The 20,551-nt window shown below is 38.9% G+C and carries 10 protein-coding genes; all 10 read right to left on the reverse strand.

What is annotated here, in order from left to right:
- Positions 1–76: 76 nt before the first annotated feature.
- The 10 genes from OM074_RS15045 to OM074_RS15090 all read right to left on the reverse strand — a co-directional run bounded on the left by OM074_RS15045 (position 77) and on the right by OM074_RS15090 (position 20,541).
- The gene (locus OM074_RS15045; RefSeq protein WP_301200890.1) at positions 77–358 is read right to left on the reverse strand and encodes a hypothetical protein; all 282 of its coding nucleotides are present in this window, start codon (positions 356–358) and stop codon (positions 77–79) included.
- A gap of 296 nt (positions 359–654) precedes the next feature.
- Positions 655–2,214, reverse strand: a complete 1,560-nt coding sequence (locus OM074_RS15050) for a glycoside hydrolase family 43 protein (protein WP_301200892.1) — start codon at positions 2,212–2,214, stop codon at positions 655–657.
- 40 nt (positions 2,215–2,254) lie between these two features.
- On the reverse strand, positions 2,255–4,687 hold the full coding sequence (locus OM074_RS15055) for a glycoside hydrolase family 127 protein (protein ID WP_301200894.1): 2,433 nt from the start codon (positions 4,685–4,687) through the stop codon (positions 2,255–2,257).
- 21 nt (positions 4,688–4,708) lie between these two features.
- A complete protein-coding gene (locus OM074_RS15060) occupies positions 4,709–6,658 on the reverse strand; it encodes a glycoside hydrolase family 97 protein (protein WP_301200896.1) in 1,950 nt (649 codons plus the stop codon).
- 13 nt (positions 6,659–6,671) lie between these two features.
- Positions 6,672–11,108 (reverse strand): glycoside hydrolase family 98 domain-containing protein, encoded by a 4,437-nt coding sequence (locus OM074_RS15065; protein ID WP_301200898.1) that lies wholly within the window; start codon positions 11,106–11,108, stop codon positions 6,672–6,674.
- 40 nt (positions 11,109–11,148) lie between these two features.
- Positions 11,149–13,713, reverse strand: a complete 2,565-nt coding sequence (locus OM074_RS15070) for a glycosyl hydrolase 115 family protein (protein WP_301200900.1) — start codon at positions 13,711–13,713, stop codon at positions 11,149–11,151.
- A 143-nt stretch (positions 13,714–13,856) separates the two neighbouring features.
- Positions 13,857–16,190 (reverse strand): beta-xylosidase family glycoside hydrolase, encoded by a 2,334-nt coding sequence (locus tag OM074_RS15075; RefSeq protein ID WP_301200902.1) that lies wholly within the window; start codon positions 16,188–16,190, stop codon positions 13,857–13,859.
- A 439-nt stretch (positions 16,191–16,629) separates the two neighbouring features.
- Positions 16,630–18,012 carry a glycoside hydrolase family 43 protein gene (locus OM074_RS15080; RefSeq protein WP_301200904.1) on the reverse strand — a complete coding sequence of 461 codons (1,383 nt, stop codon included), beginning with the start codon at positions 18,010–18,012 and terminating at the stop codon, positions 16,630–16,632.
- Positions 18,013–18,389: 377 nt separating this feature from the next.
- The gene (locus tag OM074_RS15085; RefSeq protein WP_301200906.1) at positions 18,390–18,965 is read right to left on the reverse strand and encodes a DUF3237 domain-containing protein; all 576 of its coding nucleotides are present in this window, start codon (positions 18,963–18,965) and stop codon (positions 18,390–18,392) included.
- 10 nt (positions 18,966–18,975) lie between these two features.
- A complete protein-coding gene (locus OM074_RS15090) occupies positions 18,976–20,541 on the reverse strand; it encodes a carboxylesterase/lipase family protein (protein ID WP_301200907.1) in 1,566 nt (521 codons plus the stop codon).
- Positions 20,542–20,551 lie beyond the last annotated feature (10 nt).

A 20,551-nucleotide genomic window follows, 5' to 3' on the forward strand; every position in this document is an offset into this window, starting at 1 on the left:
AGTCAAATCAAATCAAAAAATCAAAGAACGTTTATATTGTATTGAAATATAATTGTTTGCAAAATATTTTTAAAAGTTAACGCATCACTAGTATTCTGTAATAATTAAAATCATAACGGCACTCTGCAACTATTTTATATCCCCCACGCACTTCGTCAATAACTTTTAGAGATGTAAATTGTCTGCTCATTTGTTCATTTTGATTGTCTAAACCTAATTGATCGTTTACAAAATGATTTATTGAGTACCGTGATTGTTTAAAGGTAAGTTCGTCTCCTTTTTTTAAACTAATAAATTGAGCATTAATGCTTACTGAAATTATTCCAACAAGAATAATAGTACTTAAAAATTTTTTCATGTTTAAGATTTGTTTATTAATAACTATTAATAGGATAATTAATTAACATTGATAATTATTACGCATAAAAATCAATATCAAAATAAAATATAGAATCAAGAATATAAGTACACAAAACCATTTATAGTATTTGATATTAGTTTAAACTGGAATAGTAGGTAAAATATTTAGGCTCTAAAAGGTTTTCATTTTAAAATTATATTATTTACTATTCTTAAGTTTATTATAGATTCCATGACACTTTCGTGTTTCTTGGAATCTATAAGGACAGAAGGAAAACTCAAACAGGTTATGATTTACTTAACCCTAAACCAATCAATATCAATATAGCCACCAATCTGGCTGGTAGCATAATTAAACAAACAAAACTTATTGCCTGTAAACATTTTAAGATTGAACTGCATTCTTAATTCATTGCCTAAAGCAGTATAATTTTCATTATCGAAACTATATTCAAAAGAGGCTATTTTGGAACTGTTAGAAGCTATAGCACGTAAATAAACTTCGTTACCTTCACTCATTGAAACAGACGAAATAGTTTGGCCATTATTAACCATAACAAGCTCTTTTTTTCCTTCAGTTTGCTTAACTGCGATATAGGCATATGGATCCTGAAAAATACCAACACCTGCAATGTCGCCATCCTTCATGTTTGCAACATCAATTTTAGCGGTACCTAACGATGGTGTTATCTTATCGTAATGCGAGAATGGACGCTGGGTTAATGTATTTACAGCTTTGGGTAAGCGATCCACTACAGAAGCTGTGTAAAGCCTGAGGAATCCTTTACGCTCAGTAAGCGACCACTTTGTTGAATCGGGGTTATGATTCCATCCCCATTGCATACCTAAAGAAGAAGAATCAAACTCATCAGACCTTGGAAATTCCTTAACTGGATATTCCTTGCCTACATTGGGCTTTCGATAAGTTACCACACCTCTCCCCTCAACGCCAACCATTGGCCAGCCAACTTCCCAGGTAACTGGTTGTAACGAAGGCATACGGCCAAACGGGCCACTGTCAACAAACAGCATTGTCCACCATTCGCCTGTTTGCGTTTCGATTAATGCACCCTGGTGAACACCAAAGGTGACGCCCGGAGTTTTATCCTCAATTACTACTTTCTGCTTATACGGCCCATAGATATTTTTTGATCGCAAAGCTACTTGAATACCAGCAACACCGCCATAGGTGCCATACAGATAATAGTAGCCATTGATTTTATATACATGCATACCTTCGAGCCCACCGCGGATATCACCTTTAAACACTAGCGAATCATTGCTGACTGGCGCAAAGTTTTTGTCAAGCTCAGTGATTTTTATATCCCCGTAACCATGTGCCACATAAATACGCCCATCTGTATCGAAGAACAATCCTGGGTCATAAAATCCTTTCGGTAGTTTTGTTACTTTCCAAGGCCCTTCTGCTTTGTCTGCAGAACAGATAAACCCGCCTTCATCAAGTGTAATAAACAACAAATAGAATTTGCCATTATTATACTTAATACTGGTGGCCCACTGGCCATGGCCATAGCGATTACAGTCATTCAGGTTGTAACAATCGCTAAAATCGAATCGAGACACAGCATTACTGCAATATTCCCAGTTAACTAAATCATATGATTTTAAAACAGTTACACCAGGAAACACCCACATTGTGGTTGTTACCATGTAATAAGTGTCACCGACGCAAATAACATCCGGATCCGGAAAATCGGCAGGGATAACCGGGTTGGTATAGGTACCATCTCCATTATCACTATGAATATTCTGAGCACTTAAAATGGAAATAGTCAGAAAAAGTAATGTTTCTAATATAATTACAAATTTTATTGTAAGAATCGTCATTTTCATATCCTCTATCATTAGACTTCTTAGTATTATCTTGATTTTATTAATCATAACTATTCATCTGTTCATAAGCATCAAGAAACAAACGCATAAAAAATACTCCGCCTGCTGTACAACCTTCATGAGGTACAAATTTTACAGTTATCCGTTTTTTCCCATATAACATAGCCTCCGGTATTTCATAAAAAACGTTTCGAAATTCAGATACATTCCATTTATCCTTAGTATCTTCTGTCACCAGCTTTTCGCCATCAATAAGGATATCTAAAGCACGGTTGCCCCACTCGTTGCCCCAATAGCGCACCATTAATGACAAGTTAGTTTCGCCATTTGTATTCAACTGATAACTAAAGAAGCCTCCACTACGGGCATTGCGCCAAAATTCATTCATATATATGCCTGTGTTAGAATTGGCTGATTGCACAAAATGATCGGCTTCGGGCTGTTGCTGGCCCGGTTGCACTTTATCAACAGTAAGTTTTTCCAACAATAACAACTTAGCCTCTTCGGCGGCAATAGAATCCAAAACCTCTTTATATTCATCATTCGACAATTGCATCCAATACATCATGTACCTTGAATCGTGAATGCCATAGAATGGCTCTAATTCAAGTTGATCACCGGCGTTTTCGATGTGCATCTGGTTCATTGTAAAATGAAGCGGCTTGCCTTCAACAGGTTTTAATACATCAGCTATTTCAGAACGGTTATCATCAATAATCACAGGCGCATCGTTAACAGGCAACATGCTGCCTCCAGCAATGTGTTCCCAACGGCCACTTCCGGCTACAAGGCCTTTTAAATCCTCTGAACCGGTTTTTGCACCCAAAACAATAGGGCCATGCAAGAACGTAATGTACGATGGCACATTTGGCAATGCTTCGGTAGTGCTGTGCATTGGCAATGAAATTTCAACCACATCGCCTTTTTTCCATTTACGGTTGATAGAAACATAAGACGATGGCTGGGCTGTTACATCCTGCTTTTTGCCATTAATTTTAATTTGGAGCTTACCTGCTTCAACCCACGAAGGATAACGTAGCAACATATTAAACTTTGCATTGCCTTGAGTAATTACCAACTCCGTTTTTTCCTCGTAAGGGAAATTGGTATGCTGTTCGAGCCCAACCTTTTTTGCTTTCCAATTAAGCGATGACGCAACAAACAAGTTTACAAATAATGAATCCTGGGTATGCGAATAGATGAACTCGCCATATTTTCCATGGTTTTCCAGGCCAGTACCTACACAACACCACATGGCTTCGTTAGGTGCCGAATAAACCCTGTAATGCCTTGGTCGGGCCGGGGTAAAATAAACATAACCGCCATGCTCAGGATGCTGGGTCGACAAAATATGGTTGAACATTGCCCGCTCATAAAAATCGGCATATTTAGCCTGAGGATTCATCCTGAAAAGTACCTCTGTGAGCTTAAGCATGTTGTTGGTGTTGCAGGATTCGGGACCTTCAACATCATTGATATAATCAGTGCATGAAGCAGCTGTTGGGAAAAATTCTTTACGGCTATTGCCACCGATCGCCAGACTGCGGTTTTGGGTAACTGTTTCCCAAAAGAAACTGCCTGCATCATTATATTTTGCATCGTTGGCCACCTCAGCTATGCGCTGAAAACCTACTGCTTTAGGCACTTGCGTATTGGCATGCTTGTTATCAAGTTTATCTTCGCCAGCCATTAAAGGGTTCAAAATATCTTTGTGCGAAAACCTTTTGGCTGTAGCCAAATATTTTTCGTTGCCGGTTATCTGATAAGCATCAGCCAAAACCTCATTCATGCCGCCATGTTCGTTGGCCAACATAGCTTCCATCTGCGCATCGGTTAAGCCAGCGGTTAAATCCACTGCCCAATCGCAAAACTTCAGAAATACCTCTTTGGCATCTTCATTACCACCATAAAGCCAGGCATCGCGCAAGCCGGCATAAGCTTTATGAACATTGTACCAAGGCACCCAATATTTCCAAATCAATTCGGTTTTGCCTTCTTTTATACCTTTCCACAAATCAGCGCCATTGGGCACGCCGCCAACATAGCCAACGCCCCAACCGGGATATTTTTTTCCATTGGCTTCCTGGCAAGCTTTTAACTCAGCCACCATATAATTCATGCGCTTAAAACACGCTTGGTTGCCTGTTGCAGCATAATGAATGGCCATTGCCGAAAGGTAATGCCCGCCAACATGGCCATCGAGCCCATCGCTTTCCCAGTTGCCATAATTTTCAGCTTTAGGCGTTAAACCGGCAGCTTTAAGGTAAGGTGCTAAAAAACGATCGGTATCGTACTTTAATAAAGTAACAATATTCAGTTCCTGAGCCTCTTTAAATGGGCCATCCAACAAACGCACATCTGATAACGGGAATGTGTTTGGATAAAGTTTTTCTTGTGCCATTGCGTTGCTACTGCCACAAACGGCAGCAGCAACAAGCACAATTTTTGATAGTTTTTTAAGGTTATTTTTCATTATAAAAACCGTTATTCTTTGTTATTGCACAATTACAACACCTCCATTACATGGAATAGAAAGGGTAACTTCTTGTTTGTTATTTAGCTTGCCTGATACTTTTTTTCCTGACAATTGGCTATCATCAACATACATAGTATAAGCGCCTCCTTTTTGAAGCATTGGCAATTTTATTTTCAATTTTAAAGTTTCTTTTTGGGCATTTACTCCTGCGATGTACCATTTATCCCCTTTTCGGCGTGCAAATACAACATACTTGCCAGGATAACCATCTATAAATTGAACTTCGTCCCAGGTTGAAGGCACTTCTTTCATAAAATCAATAGCCCATGCAGGGGCATCTTCTAAATTATTGGGTGCTAAAGCAAAATGCTGCACGCCACTTTGAAACAATACCGCAGTTGCTAAAGCAAAAACATCGGAAGTGATGCGTTTTGTGCCTTTATTTGGGGTATTACCTGCATTATAAAATTGATTCAAAGCGCTCCCACCAAAATCCATGCTGCCAACAGTATTGCGGATAAATGGGTGGATACAAGCATTAAAAGCTTCGGCATCGCAACTGCCTTGCCCAAAATGAAGGTTCTCGCTGGCTAGCACTGCTTCGCTTGACGCAAAGTTAGGATACATGCGCTCCCATCCGCGTGGCAACGTACATCCGTGGAAAATCACCTGAATGCCAAAATCATTGGCATCAGAAAGGATATCCTCATACAATTGCATGGTTACCTGCTTGTCGCCACCAAAGAAATCTACCTTTATTCCTTTAATGCCAACACTTTGCATCCATGCCATCTCTTCCCTTCTAATTCTTGAATTATGCATTAAGCCACGTGGCCCTTGTGGGGCATCGTTCCAATAGCCATTTGAGTTATACCACAAGTAAAGCCCAACATTTTTGCTTTCGCCATATTTAGCCAGCTCGGCAATTTTATCGCGCCCAATTTGTGTATCCCAAAGGGCATCAATCAATATGGTTTCCCATCCCATTGCAGCACTAAAATCGATGTACTCTTTTTGTACCGGGAAGGTGGTATTGTTGTCCATTTTAATGATCCAACTCCAAGAGCCTTTGGTATACTTATAATTTTTTGACGCTTCGTATTTAGGTTCAACTACATCAAAAGGGATGGTAGTTTCGACAATTGGCTTTAAAGTCTCGCCAACGGTAATCGTACGCCAAGGCGTTTCGCCCGGCAAAGCAATACCTGGAGTGGTTGTGCCATTGCCATTATTCTCGCCTTCTTGAGGAAAACCAATGGCATACAAGCCTCCGTTGCTATTAACCAGCCTGCTTGCACAGTAACTGCCATCAACGCCAGTTTCGGAAATTAATACCCATCCTTTATCAGTTACCTTAAACAGACATGGGAATGTATAGCCATTGCCCCAGCCATTTTGCCTAATTGGCGCATCGGCTGAATAGGCTGTTTCATAACTTGGCGAGGTACGTGCAAAACCGTGCATTGGCTCTGCCTGCGGGCAAAGAAATGTTGTAGTGCCTTCGGGCAATTTAAAGCCGGTTGCTTCGGCTTCAACTACACAAGCAAAATTTTCTTTTTGAGGATATACTTTATATTTAAATGCAACATCGTTATCGCTTACGCGGAATGTTACATCAATGGCAGCTTGGCCATCTTTTGTAAAACCAAACACAGTTTCGTTGGCTTTATAATTTACCTTGCTGAATTTAATGTTGGGCAATTCATAAGTATCGTTAACTTCATTTGACTTTACATCTGCATTCATTTCAAGCCCTGTTGAAAAATCGCCAACATTGGTTTTCAACCCAATTGGCGAACCTTCGATAAAAGCAACACCATTAAGGGCCACGCTATATTCTGGCGCCCCATTATTAGGAGACACTGTTACAACAAGCTTCCCATCGGGGCTTGCTACCTGTTTTGATTGGGCAATAAGACCACTAATTGTTACACATATCAAAAAGAAAACTACACTTAATTTCTTCATTTTATCTTATTCTTTATTTGTTAATCTTTAATATTTTTTTCGCTGAAACAGTTTTATCGGAATAGGTTTTTAGTTCAATAAAAAATCCGGTTCTATTATCAACATTGTTTATTCGCTCTCCGGTTAATGAATAATACTCTATTGAAATTGCAATCTTAGATGCCGTCGGCAGATCATCTATACCTACATCATTAGGAACCTCACCTGAAAGTGCAATTGTTTTTGTTAATACACCTATAGATGATATATTAACTTCGCCATTGTAATTCCCTTCAGAAAGCTCTGTCTTCAACCTGACATAAACTATAGTCTCTGCAAGATTACCATTTTGTGGTGAAAGATTAATCTCTGAACTATATGCTTGATTTTCATCTAAAGTAAGTTCATATCCTGTTGGAGCATTTATATAAACATCATCTGTCAACGAGCTTCCCCACACACTAAATGACTGATTATAGGGCATTCCATCATTGTCATAACTAAATCCATTCAATACAGTTGTTGATACATTAATTAGATCCGGTGTTCCATTTGCAGATTCAAATCCTTTAAAAGTTATATCATCCAAATAAAAATCAACATTATCAGCAGCTAATCCCCATACTACTTGTGTAGCTCCTGCTTGAAATGCTGTAGATGACGCATCCGATGCTGAAGATCCTGTTTCCCAATTAATATTATCGATAGAGTATTCCAATGTTAATTCTACATTTGAACTTCCCGAAACTGATGCTCGATACCAAACAGGTTGTCTAAGTGATGGAGAAAGATCTACATAACCATTTTTCAACATATTAAGTCCGTTATCAGATGTTGATTTATAAATTCGAAATTCAGAACGATCATCTGGTCCAACTGTATATACCAGTAGCAAATATCCTTCCATAATACCCTGTGTATATCCGGTTGAAGCACTGCCTACATTGTTAACATCTCCCCTTAATAACACACCTACTTTATAATAGGAATCAGAACCAACAGTTTGCTTCCATGTAACTGAATAGTCGGTACTTTCTTGCGAAAAAAGATTTAAATCCATTACGCCGGTTGAGTTTCTTTGTCCACAACTATATGGAGTTAACATATTACTTGTGTTTCCATTCGTATCGGTGTAGGAAACCACACCTGCTGTTGCAGTATTATTCTTTCCTATTGTTACATCCAATGCCGGAGGTGTTTGTGCAGAAGTAGTTACTACATCATTTGAAAAATCATAATACTTCGTAACCGGTAAGGCTACTACTTCCCCTTCAACACTTATTGAATAACCAGAAACAAAGTCAGAACCTACTGCTATTTCTCCGCTATATGAATGAATTGCTAATCCTTCTTTTAAACGTACATATATGGTAGTTGCTTCAACCTCTCCATTTGTTGAGGCTAAATTCAATGTAGATGCAAAATCTGAGTTTTCGACTAATGAAACTTCAAAGTTATCCGGAGCTTGAATTTCAATATTATTTATAAGGGAATTACCTGAAACGATAAATGACTGAGTTTCGGAAGGACCAGCGCTCTGTTCATAACTAAAATCTTCCATCTTAATTAAAGAAACAGAAATATTACCAGACAGATAAGTAATGTTATCCATTTCCCAGCTAAAATTGTTGGAATTTAGTCCCCATACAAGTTCTGTTGATCCGGATGAATATGTATCATCTGTAAACAAGGTTTCAGAACCTCCGACCCAGGTAACACTATCATTTGAACATTCAAATTTTAACTGGTTATCATATACGGTTGCTCTGTACCAGCAAGGTTTTCCGGGTTCGATGGTAAAGCTGGTTGTATATGTTGCCCGACTCGTAAGACCATCGGTTCCTGCAACATATGGCTCAAGGGTAACGGTATTATCGTCATTATTCAAAGCAATAAATAAATAGCCCTGTTTCATTCCTTCAGCGTAAGCAGAAGAACCATTATCACCAGTTCCTCTTAACAAAACACCTTTTTTTCCCCCAGTGGTTTCATAATACTCTTTCCATACAATTGAATAATTTGAAGAAGCTGAAGAAAACATATCCAAATCTGCTACAGCAGTACTATTCGTTGTGCCTACTGTATAAGCTTTAAAACAATTACTTGTTTCGCTGTTGGCATTGGTATAGGCAACAACACCAGCACTTCCGCTTTGCACTGTTACCAACTGGGCTGCAGGACTGCTTGATTCTGTTGATGCTATATCTCCTGAAAAAGTATAAACATTACTTTCTTCTCCCTGAGTAACAACAATGTTATCGAAAACGATATTATTTGTACCGGATGTATTAGCTTTAAAAACAATAACATTCTTGCCAGTATTTAATGTAACCTTCTGTGCATTAACACTCCAATCACTATCACTGTTGGTTCCTGTAAAATTTGGTGTTGCCACTTTGGTTCCATTAACATATAAATCAATAGTAGTAACATCTCCTGCGGAGGCTAAATATTTAGTCAACAACTGATAATCACCGGATCTGATCACTGTTACAGTATCACGGACACTTGCCAATGCATTAGTACCAAAACGTAAATATCCTTGTCCGGTATAATTTCGAATGCTACTGCTATATCCACTTGTAGTTATTCCACTAATGTATTTATAATCGAAACATTCTGCTTCATATTGCAGAGGTCCTGTATAAACAGCAGGCTGATCAGGAGCTTCAATTGATGCAGTTGTGTATGATGTCAGACGATCAGTTGCATTACCTGCACAATTGATTGTAATATCCAACGGTCCGTTATGTTGAACAGTTAAAGTAAAGACATCATCTGCCCAACTATTGCTAAGAACACTTGCCGTGTGGTCTGCTCTATCAACATAGGAGTAGGTTGGTTCAGCAGTACAACCGTATATCTTTAATTCATCCGTTTTTAAACTCGCATCATTTTCGTCATAATTACTTAGATATAATGTTACTTTATCTGCATATTCCTTCATTACTCCTGAGGTATACTGCGAATAAGTAAGATCAATCGATTCACTTGTATTGAATTTAAACGGAATATTTGCACTGGCCATTTGTCCTGTTTTATAGGGGTTATAGGTAACCCAACCGTTTTCGTGACGTCCAACATATAAATCACCGGTATATTCTTCTTCAAACATCGTATTAAACTCAGCGACCTTATTTGAAACAGAAGACCAACGAGTTGAATAAGCTGATTTATTCACAACAACATCAAATGATTGTGCCATATCATCTCCCAATTGAAAAACAGTAGGAACAGTTGGGTAGCGTCCGGTCTTTTTAAAGAAGCTTTTATTATCTTCATAATTACCGTCATTATCCATACGATAGAGTCCTTCAAACATAGTTTCCGGCGAGCTATATATTTGATCGGAAGAGCCTGAATTTACATCATTAACAACAACCAACTTGGTACGATCAATCACTTCCTGGCGTGAAGGAATACGGATAGTACCATCTATTATTTTCCTAAAAAGATCAATACTAAAATTATCGAATTGAGGAAAAGTTTCCCATCGTCGCTCCATATAACCATCTGTAGTATTAGCAGCATTCAATTCATGAAAACACTGTAACCAAATTAATTCCGGGGCATCTATCACTGTTTGCCCTGTTAGCATGATATGTTCTAGATGAGGAGCGCCACCTGTTGCCAAACTAAAGTTGGCATGCTCTCCATTGGCATTGGTCCATCCTGTGTCATCATATCTTATGCCATAGTTTCCACTATAACCGGAAAGATAGGAACCCAAACATATACTTTCCATATCGGATTGATAAGATTGTTGGGTATATTTTTCACATAAGATATAATTCTCGGTATACTTTAAGCAAGCCTCGGCAAAAGCAGGGTTTCTTTTTAACATTGCAACTGGGTTGATACTAGGACTCCATTGGTTTCCGCACCAGCTAACCACAAGATAACCTCCATATTGATTACACAATTTTAACAAATCTGCAAAATGTGCTATACGGTCGGTCCAGGCAGGAGAAAGAGGATCTGTGGAATCATCATACCCCCAAAATTGTTCGGCATAATTAAATCCAATGACATTAGGATAATCTTGAAAAAATTCGTGATATACAGATAAATCCGAATCTGAAAATTGGGCATATCCACCACTTGCAATCTGAATCATAGCCCACATTTGATTCTGAGCACATGTTCTTACCCACGATTTCGCTATTTCATAACCATATTCGGCAACTTTAAATCTACTCGTTTCTGTATCGTGACTAATTGACAATGAGATATTCATTACTACATAAGGACGAATATCTTCTGGAATCAAGTCAATAATTTTCTGAGGGTCAGCATAATTCCAGGTATCAATATGAACTAACCACATAGGCTGGTTTGGTGAAATAGGTCTGCGTAATTGAACTGTTTCCTGAGCATTAGTATTACTAACGCCTATTAAACTAAAAACAAAGACTGCAAGCAGACAAATCAGTCTTATTTTATTAATAGATTTTGTAGATTTTTTTTCCATTTGCATAGATTTTTATATTACAATTTGACGTTTTTGTAAATCACTGAGTTATTTTCTCATAAGGACTTTCGGGCATTTTCAGAAAAGATTCTTCAAATCCGCCATTATCAATAATGATTTTATAAAATACTATTCCCGGATCCAGTGGTTTTATCTTTAATATACAATTACCATTTTCTCGATATGGAAGAGGAACTGTTATTTCTAATTCAATCATTCGTGCAGCAGCCGTAGGATACATTTTTGTATAGCAATTTTTCCAAACCAACTCGTTATTGATATTGACAATTTTTTCCTTCCCCCCCGCAATAGCAACAGCTATACTATGTCCACCTTTTTTAAACGAAAGCGTACTATCTAAATACAGCCTCACTTTAATACTGTCCGAACCGGCATTTAATTTAAATTTATAAGAGAGGAATGAACCATCAGTTTTTTCGGTATAAGGCATTAAAGCAATGCCCGACAAGGTCCTTCCCATATTAGGTATAATCTGCCATTGGGAATTTGCTGCAGTCTGACAATTAAAATAATGTTCAGCCTCGATGGCCACCACCCCATTTTTTTCTGAAAATACATAACCGCCTGTTTGAACTTCATCGAAAGAAATACGGATTACTGTTGGCATAATATTAAACTGTGGCGCATGCCAGGAAGTATAGCCAATATGAACCTGATCCATCATGTGATTCCATTTGCCATTCGCTAATTTTTGATTATAACTATTGGTTAATTCTCCATCACGTTTAAAACAACGCTCAACCCTATCGGCCCAAAAATTTGCAGCCGTATCTTTTTCTTTAGCCAGTTTTTGATTCATGGCAACAGAATAATACATATCATAAACATTTGCCAAGGCTTGTACCGGAAACAGCACCAACTGAAAATATGTATCCTTGTAAACTTCGGGCATTTCAATATATTGCCTAAGGGCACGTGCTTCGAGGGCCAAAAACTCATCTCTGGCCATTTTAAATTCACCGCTTTGCAGGTTGTATGTATTTTCATCCAACATTTCGGGAGTAACACGACTGGCATATTTACAGTAAGTATTCAATATACAGCTTGCTTCTTGCGCCTGAGATGATCCAAATTGCTGTGCACAAAATTCTACATAATAATCGTCAAGGTGTTCTAAGGTAAAGTTCTTAGGATTCCATGCCATATTCAGGAAAAAATCCATGGGGTATTCGTTAGGTTTTAAATCACCAACATTAAGTATCCACAATTTATCTACACCATAATCATACGTTAACTGAAGCTGCTCCCACATTTGTTGAATTTGTGTAACATTAAGCCACTTATTAGCCCTTGGAGCTCCATAATATCCAACATGATAGTACATTCCGTAACCTCCCGGATGTTTCTTTTCGTTCAATTCCGGTAACCGTCTTACATCACCCCAATTATCATCACAAAAAGCAACAATCACATCATCAGGAACTTTCATACCCTGCCCGTAATATTCAAGCACTTCTTTATAAAGCGTCCAAACCTGAGGCATTTCAGATGCATTACGACCTGTGGCCTCTTTGATTATTTGTCGCTGATCTTTAATAATACCTTCTAAGATTCTAAAATTAGCTTCAGCACTTCCAGCATCCACCATAGGCTTATCATCATCACCACGCATCCCTATAGTTATCAAGCTCTCGTAGTCTTTAGTATGTTCAATACCTTCTTTAAAAAACTGTTGAATACCTTTTTTATTAGTCAGATAATTCCATTCTCCATTACCATAATTGGTCTTGTTTCGGATCCATTCCTGCTGCGAGCGTTGCATGGGCTCATGATGCGATGTTCCTATTACAATACCGTATTCATCAGCAACCCGAGGGTTTCGATCATCATCTTCATTGAAAGAATTACCAAGATAATTTCCACTTTCATCTTTTAGAATTGGCACTAAAGGATTATATTCCTTCATTGATCCCCACATTCCCGGCCATAAAAGATTTGCATGCAAACGTAAAAGTAACTCATATACACGAACATACATCTCACTATTCAGCCCTCCAAATTTTTCTTTGGCCCAGCGTTGCATGCATGGATTCTCATCATTAATAAAAATGCCCCTGTATTTTACTTTGGGCTCCCCGGAATAATAAGTCCCGTTTAAAACATAAGCAGAAGTCCGTTTATTTGGAGGAACATCGGCCCACCAATACCATGGCGAAACACCAAGTTGCTTAGATAATTCGTATATTCCATAAATAGTACCTCGTTTATCACTACCTGCAATTACAAGACATTTCGCTACATCTGGATATGGATTATCAATGGTTGAAATGACAAAACTTTCCCACTTTCCCTGCAAGGGTTCAATATCTAATTTGCCAGAGTTAGAAAGCTGCTTAATTTGCTGACTGTGGCCAATAGTTCCAACTATAATTTGATATTTAATTCCGGTGTTTTGAGGATTTAACTCAGGCTTGACGTCTGTAACTGAAAAAATATCTTTTTGTAAATCCTGTGCTGCTCTTATTACACCTTTGAAATCAGATTTATCATATACAATACTTGCCACTATCCCGGCTTGTGATACGATAGGAAAATTTAAATCACTTACAGGTTCATTTGAAAGGATATTTTCTATGCATCCCAAATTTATTTGAGCAAATGACCTTTCACAGAAAGGAAAGCACAAAATGAACAAGCAACTAAGCTTAATAAAAAAATACTTTATATCTCTCGTTTGCATCATCCTTTTATTGAAAAATCATTATTTCAGCTTGATATTTTTTTGTATTAATAACCTAATATTGAAAGCATCTTTTTTGCATATCGTTTTCCTAAAATCCGATATCCTTCTGCTGTAAAATGCAAATGATCACCTTTTGCAGGACAAGCTTGTGAAGAAATAATATATGAGTTTGGAATAACCTGGGGAAGTGAATTTATAATTGCATTCATGCTGGCACAAGCTCCACCTTCTGCTGCACTTACCATTTCTCCGGCCAGTAAAGGAACCTCTTGGGGGTTCAGACCTAAATCAGCAATTAAATTGTCATAAACAAGCTTAACTTTTTTTGTCCAAAGAGTGTCCCCGGTATTTGATTCACCCTGATGTATAAGAATTCCTTTAATAACACCTTCCTTTTGAGCCAACTTAGCCATCTCCACCAATCTTCCATATGGATCACCATCGTATTCTTTCACCATATTTTTTAACCAATCAGGGGAAGAATCCACATAAGCTTGATAGTTATCCTTATCAAAAAGTTCAATTTTACAGCCACCTACAGCCACATTAATAACCCCAACTTTTATATTCTCAGGCAATTCATCAATCAAAGTTCTTCCAAAATAATCTGTAGGCGTTAATCCGGTATGACAACGACATAAAGGCGGAATTGCAGTATACCATTTCCCTTTCTCTCTTCCAAGATCAGGACAATCAACTGTTGCCATCACTTGAAATCTTGGATTTACATCTATGGTATCCTGAGCTTCAATTCTGGCATTACCTTCCATATTGGATTGACCTAAACTAAGGAATATATATCGTTCTTCCTTTGGAGATATTTCATCACTAATATGGAAATAATCAAAATCAACATATCCACCGGATTCTTTTGTAGCATAATTGAAAAGGCCAAAACGATAGCCCATAAAATGAGGCAAGGTATATTGCATCTCTAAATTAGATCCTATTTTTTTCCACTTTTGCCCATCATGGCTATAATAGAAATAGGCAATATCGGGCCATCCTGTAAAATCACAATCTGCTTTTAAATAAATAGTTGACTGGTTCAACGGCAAGCTTTCTACTTCGGCCGGGCTTTCGGTTTGAGCACTCACCATGACAATTTTCTTAGCACCAGCTTCGTATTTTACGCCTACCAAACCATATTTTTTCTGCAATAATGCCAAGCCGGCAAAATCGCCCTCTTTCATATTAGACACATCAAGCATGGTTGAACCTGAACATGTTGGCCCGATGGTTCTTTGTGTTAAAGTATTTTTAGCTAAAAGAAAATCGTTATTAACCCTTCCGGTTGTTAAACGCAAATAACCTTCGCGCTGGCGGACAGACCAAAGTGCATTATCCGGATTATGGTTCCATTGCCACACCAAAGGCAAATCAGCCTCTTTTTTGGTTCGGCTAAATTCATCTGAAGCAACAATGCCAGGCATCAATCCTTTGCTGACAGGCAAATCAAGTGTATCCGGCACTGTGCCATCAACCCCAAGCACAGGCCAGCCATCTTCCCAACTAACAGGAACCATATATGGGATGCGCCCTACTGCCCCATTATCCCTAAACAGGTAAGCAAACCATTTTCCATCAGGCGTATCAATTAACCCGCCTTGCGCAACACCTTTATCCTGCAAAGCCAAACGCCCCTCATATGGGCCGGTTATTTTATCGGCACGATGGATAATTACAGTCCTCATACCTCCCCGAGGCCAGGTAATATTAAACAAGTAATATTTGCCATCAACCTTAAACAACTGAGAACCTTCGGCAGGCAACATTAGATTATCTCCGGCAGGCAACCCTGCATCTTCGATAATCACTTGTTCTGATTCAGGAATAATGCCATCGAGGTTTTTATTTAGCTCAACCAATTTAATTTTTCCACTACCATATACCATGTAAGTTTTCCCATCATCATCGAAAAACAGGGAATGATCATGCAACATTGGCTTAAACGCGGTTTTCTTCCAAGGCCCTTTCTCTATATTTTTAGTTGAATAGATATATGTTTTTCCGGTTGTACCTGCAAACGTTGAAACGTAATACCTGCCTTTATGATAACGGAGGCTACTTGCCCAGGAACCTTTCCCGTAAGTGCTTTTTCCATTTTCAAGGTTTAAATCATCCACATCGTCCAAAACATCATAACAATAATTCACCATTTCCCAGTTAACCAAATCTTTCGATTTCATAATTGGCACCCCCGGGCTCATGTGCATGGTGGTGCTGCTCATATAATAAACATCGCCAACCCTTATGATTGACAAATCCGGGACATCGGCATGTATTATTGGATTAACCGCATTGCCATTTTGTGCCAATGCGTTCCCCAAAAAAACATTGACAAATAATAGAAACGTGTACAGGCTATATATTCTCATTTCATTAAAATTTTGATTAGTATTATTCTTCTATAACTCAAAGCGAAGTTATCCATTGCATTAAGAGGCGCCTTTTACTCTAAGATATTTGATTTATAATATCAGATAATAACCGCCTTTTCAACAAGATACTCCAGGCCGGAATAAAGATATTGAATCACAACACCCCTCCAAACATCCTCTAAAGGGTGAGGCTAAAAATCCCCTTTAGAAGAAAAATAGGGGTAAAACAGAAGATAGAATCTTGAATTTATCTAGCAAATGAGAGCATATTAATTAAACTCAAGACAATTCTATCCTAATTATTATTTTTATTGGCGTTTCACCCAAGCCCGGCTTCATTTTTTTTTATTTTGGACGCGCCAGAATTCAAAACTCTATTTTCATCCCTTGATTCGCATTTATTACAAATACTTCTTCCATTATCTATTAAACTAAATCACTCCATAAATTGCCAATAATCGAAATTCATAAGGACTTTTTCAGTTTTGCCTTTAAAGATGAAATAAACACCATGTACCCCGGTTATCTTTTCAACATCTATAGTAATTAAACCCCACTTGCCATCACCACCATACATTGGCACTTGCACACTCCCAACTAAAAGGCCATCACGGCTATCGAGGCGGACTTCCATTATTGCGCCACTATCAGTTGAAGTGCCAAGTTGTGCTGTAAATTTGACAGCCCCCTTTTCGCCAAAATCAACACCTTTAACTTTAGTGAATGCATTATTTGTTTCGGCAGTGATGAAAACACCAACTTCATTATCCTCTTTATATTTAACCCCCTCGGACCAAGCCATTGTTTCAGCCTCATTTCTTTTGAATGGATTTAAATGTGCCACACCTTCTTTCACGCCTTCTTTTGTTGGGTTGATTAATGGAATGGTTCCGTCAGAATTATACTCAAATTGCTCAACACAAGTAGAGCGCCTAAAACCTCCGCCATTAGGCAACCCCTGGTTATGATAGAAGAAATATGAATTGCCTTTATAATCAATAACCCCTGCATGATTTGTAAACGCCAAGTCCTCTGAACGCTCCATTATTATCCCCTGGTAAGCCCATGGGCCTTCCGGCGATTTAGAGGTTGAATACCCAATGTATTCGGGCACGCCTTCTGCTGCGTAAATAAGGTAATAAAGATTGTTTCGCTTATAAAACCATGGGCCTTCAACGTATTTGGTACCCGAAGTGCCATCTTTTTTTACCCCTTTCCCAAAAGATTCAGCAACCATATCAACCGATACCACACCATTATTTCCAATACTTTTATCGTATGAAAGCATATCTTCATTCAATTTCACATACCAAACATTTGGATTTCCCCAGTATAAATAAGCCTGCCCATCATCATCAATATATATAGTCGGGTCAATATCATTCCACAAATGATCGCTATCTATCAGCTGTTTGCCCAAAGGATCGGAAAATGGCCCATATGGCGAATCTGCTACCAAAACACAAATGCCAGTCCCGTGAATAGGCACATAAAGGTAGAATTTGCCATTTCGTTCGATACATTGAACCGCCCATGCCCCATTTGTTTTATCCAGCCACTTGAAGTTTTTTAACGATGCCACTGCACCATGGTTTGTCCAATTCACCATATCAACCGATGAATAACAATGCCAATCGTACATTGTGAAAAAATTGTCTTTCGTATCGTCCTCATCATGCGATGTATATAGAAAGACAGTATCGTTATAAACCATTGGCGCCGGATCGGCAGTAAAACTTGTTTGAATAATAGGGTTCTGTGCATTTACCCTACCAAGAACTGTTGCCAACAACAGGGCAATTAAATAACTTCTTTTCATCTGTTTATATTTTGTTTTTTAAGGCCATATGGAACTCGCCAACTTAATCATTGGCTTCGCCGATCTTCGATTCTCATGTGTGAGGAAGTATTACTCATGGCTCGTTGCATATGTCTATTTTTTTTTAATGTTTTACATTATTTTCCAGGTTAACACTCTAAAGCTAGCACCGGTTATAACAGGTTAGCATTTTTACAAAATTCTAATAAGGCACAAGCGAGACGCTTGCACCCGTTTGTTCATTCAAAAAAAAAGCCTTCAGAAGGTTCTCATTAGTTATCAATGAGCCACCTCCTGAAGGCTAAATTATCGTATTAGTACAATTATGATTTTCAGTATTAGATATTTTAGTTCTAAAATCGAACAACAAACACCTATTACAAAAGCTTATAAACACTTATAACCACATAAGGTATTTCCCCGGGCTCTAACTTTGGTACTTGTATAGTTCCTAAGAAAATGGCGTGGTTCAAATACTCATACGGGCTATTCACCGGCGCCTCGAAATTAAGCACTGATTTTAAATAAGGTATTTCCTTGCCTTTGCTTTTTGACAGGTGAAACAACGCCTGATTAATTACCTGAATGACAACGCCATCATCAGTCTTCAACATATAACGGGCATTAAACTCAACATCCCCATCGGGCCTTACCAGCTGCCAATCTTCGCCGGCAGGAAGCACATCCCCCTTTATTTTAGGGCCTTTAAATGTGCCACCTGTAATTGGGATAACCTGCCTTGAACCATATTTGCTTTCACCTATCTGTATGGCTTCGCCAATGGTTACTTTTGCCTCCCACATAAACTCTGCCTTGAAATCGACATAAGTATCAATTTTGTCCAAGCCGGTTGAATCCTGTGCAAATGCTGTTGATTGCAAAGCCAAAGCAACAAGGATAAGCAATAAAACAACCTTAGTTTTTAAATGCACCATTTGTTTTACAATTGTCATTTGCAACAATTTATTTTGCCCACGCCTCCCCATTAGAAGTGCGCCTCCACTCAAAATAAGTATCCAAAACTTTCAACGATTCCTCACTAGGCACAGGCCCCAAATGAGGTGTAGAGCCTAAATACATTACTTGCTTTGTGTCATCATTAAATGCTGGCCACTCAGGAAGCCCTTCGCCATTGGGATTGCCATACTTGGTAAAGTTCACCCAATAATCTCCCATAGCACGGGATATTTCAATATCTGATTCTGAAGTATGAGGATTAGATGCATCTAGCTTTTGGAAAACATAGGCCACATCCTGCCCATGAGGCGAGCCATAACCAAATTGAGGGGAATCCTTTGGATAATCAGGATGTTGGTCGAAATAATAATAGTAAACATCTGACTTTCCGCCCTGCGATTGAAGCCTTGCCCAACTCCAGGTATGCCATCCAAAGGCTGCATCACGCATTAAGTCCCGCCCAGTTTTTGGCACACTTTCTTCGCCCAATGGATAAGCCATAATTAAAGAATCAGCAAATTGCCCAAAACGGCCCTTCACATTTTCAGCTGCCACCTGTGGATTTTTCTCCCACATAAAACTAGCCCCCTCATCGGAATTATAACCAATCAATACAGGCACATCATTATACTTTCCTTCCTGATAAAGCTTATACTGATCGCCCATAATCACATGGCCATCTACAATAGGCCAGCCTCCAGGCATTGTCCAACCAGCCGGAATTAGTTTTTCGGCTGGCAATTGCCTTAACTCGGCAAGAGAAGCTGCCCCATGTTGCTGGGCGTAGGCAATACCATCAGCTTCAGCCTGTTTTAAAGTTTTCATATTCTCACCCGGATAGGTTGTAGGGCGTGTTGGCCCAAATGAGCCGCCACTTTGTGAAATAGCGCCATGGAAAAGCCCTTTAGCCAATGGCGAAGCACACAACATACTTACCGAAATTGCCCCGGCAGACTCTCCGAAAATGGTTACCTTATTGGGGTTGCCACCAAAGGCTGCAATATTTGTTTGTATCCATTTAAGCGCAGCAATCTGGTCTAACAAGCCATAGTTACCAGAAACACCATCAGTGCTTTCGGCAGTCAGCTCTGGATGAGACAAAAAACCCAGCTGCCCAACTCGGTAAGCAATACTAACCAACACAACGCCTTTCTTTGCCAGCGCTGCACCGTCATATACCGGTTCCGAGGTAGAGCCAAAACTAAAGCCACCTCCATAAATCCAAACCAACACAGGAATCTTTTCTTCGGCAGATTTTGCAGGCGTCCAGACATTCAAGTACAAACAATCTTCGCTTTTGCCTGATGGCGGGTTGCCTCCCTGCATTGGAGCTGGGGCAAACTCTTTTGCTTCTTTTACACCTTTCCATTTTCCTGCAGGCTGAGGGGCTTTCCAACGCAAATCACCCACCGGAGTTGCAGCAAAAGGGACACCTTTAAAAACAGTCAATCCATCTTCTTCAACACCTTGTAAAATACCTTCTTGAACCTTTACCTGGCCAGGTTCAAGGCTTGTACAGGCATTCAGCATAATCATTAACAACCCAATTACCGGGCATATGTATTTTTTCATATTTACCTCC

It is taken from the genome of Plebeiibacterium marinum (genome assembly GCF_026013615.1).
GTDB classification, from domain to species: Bacteria; Bacteroidota; Bacteroidia; order Bacteroidales; family Marinilabiliaceae; genus Saccharicrinis; species Saccharicrinis marinus_A.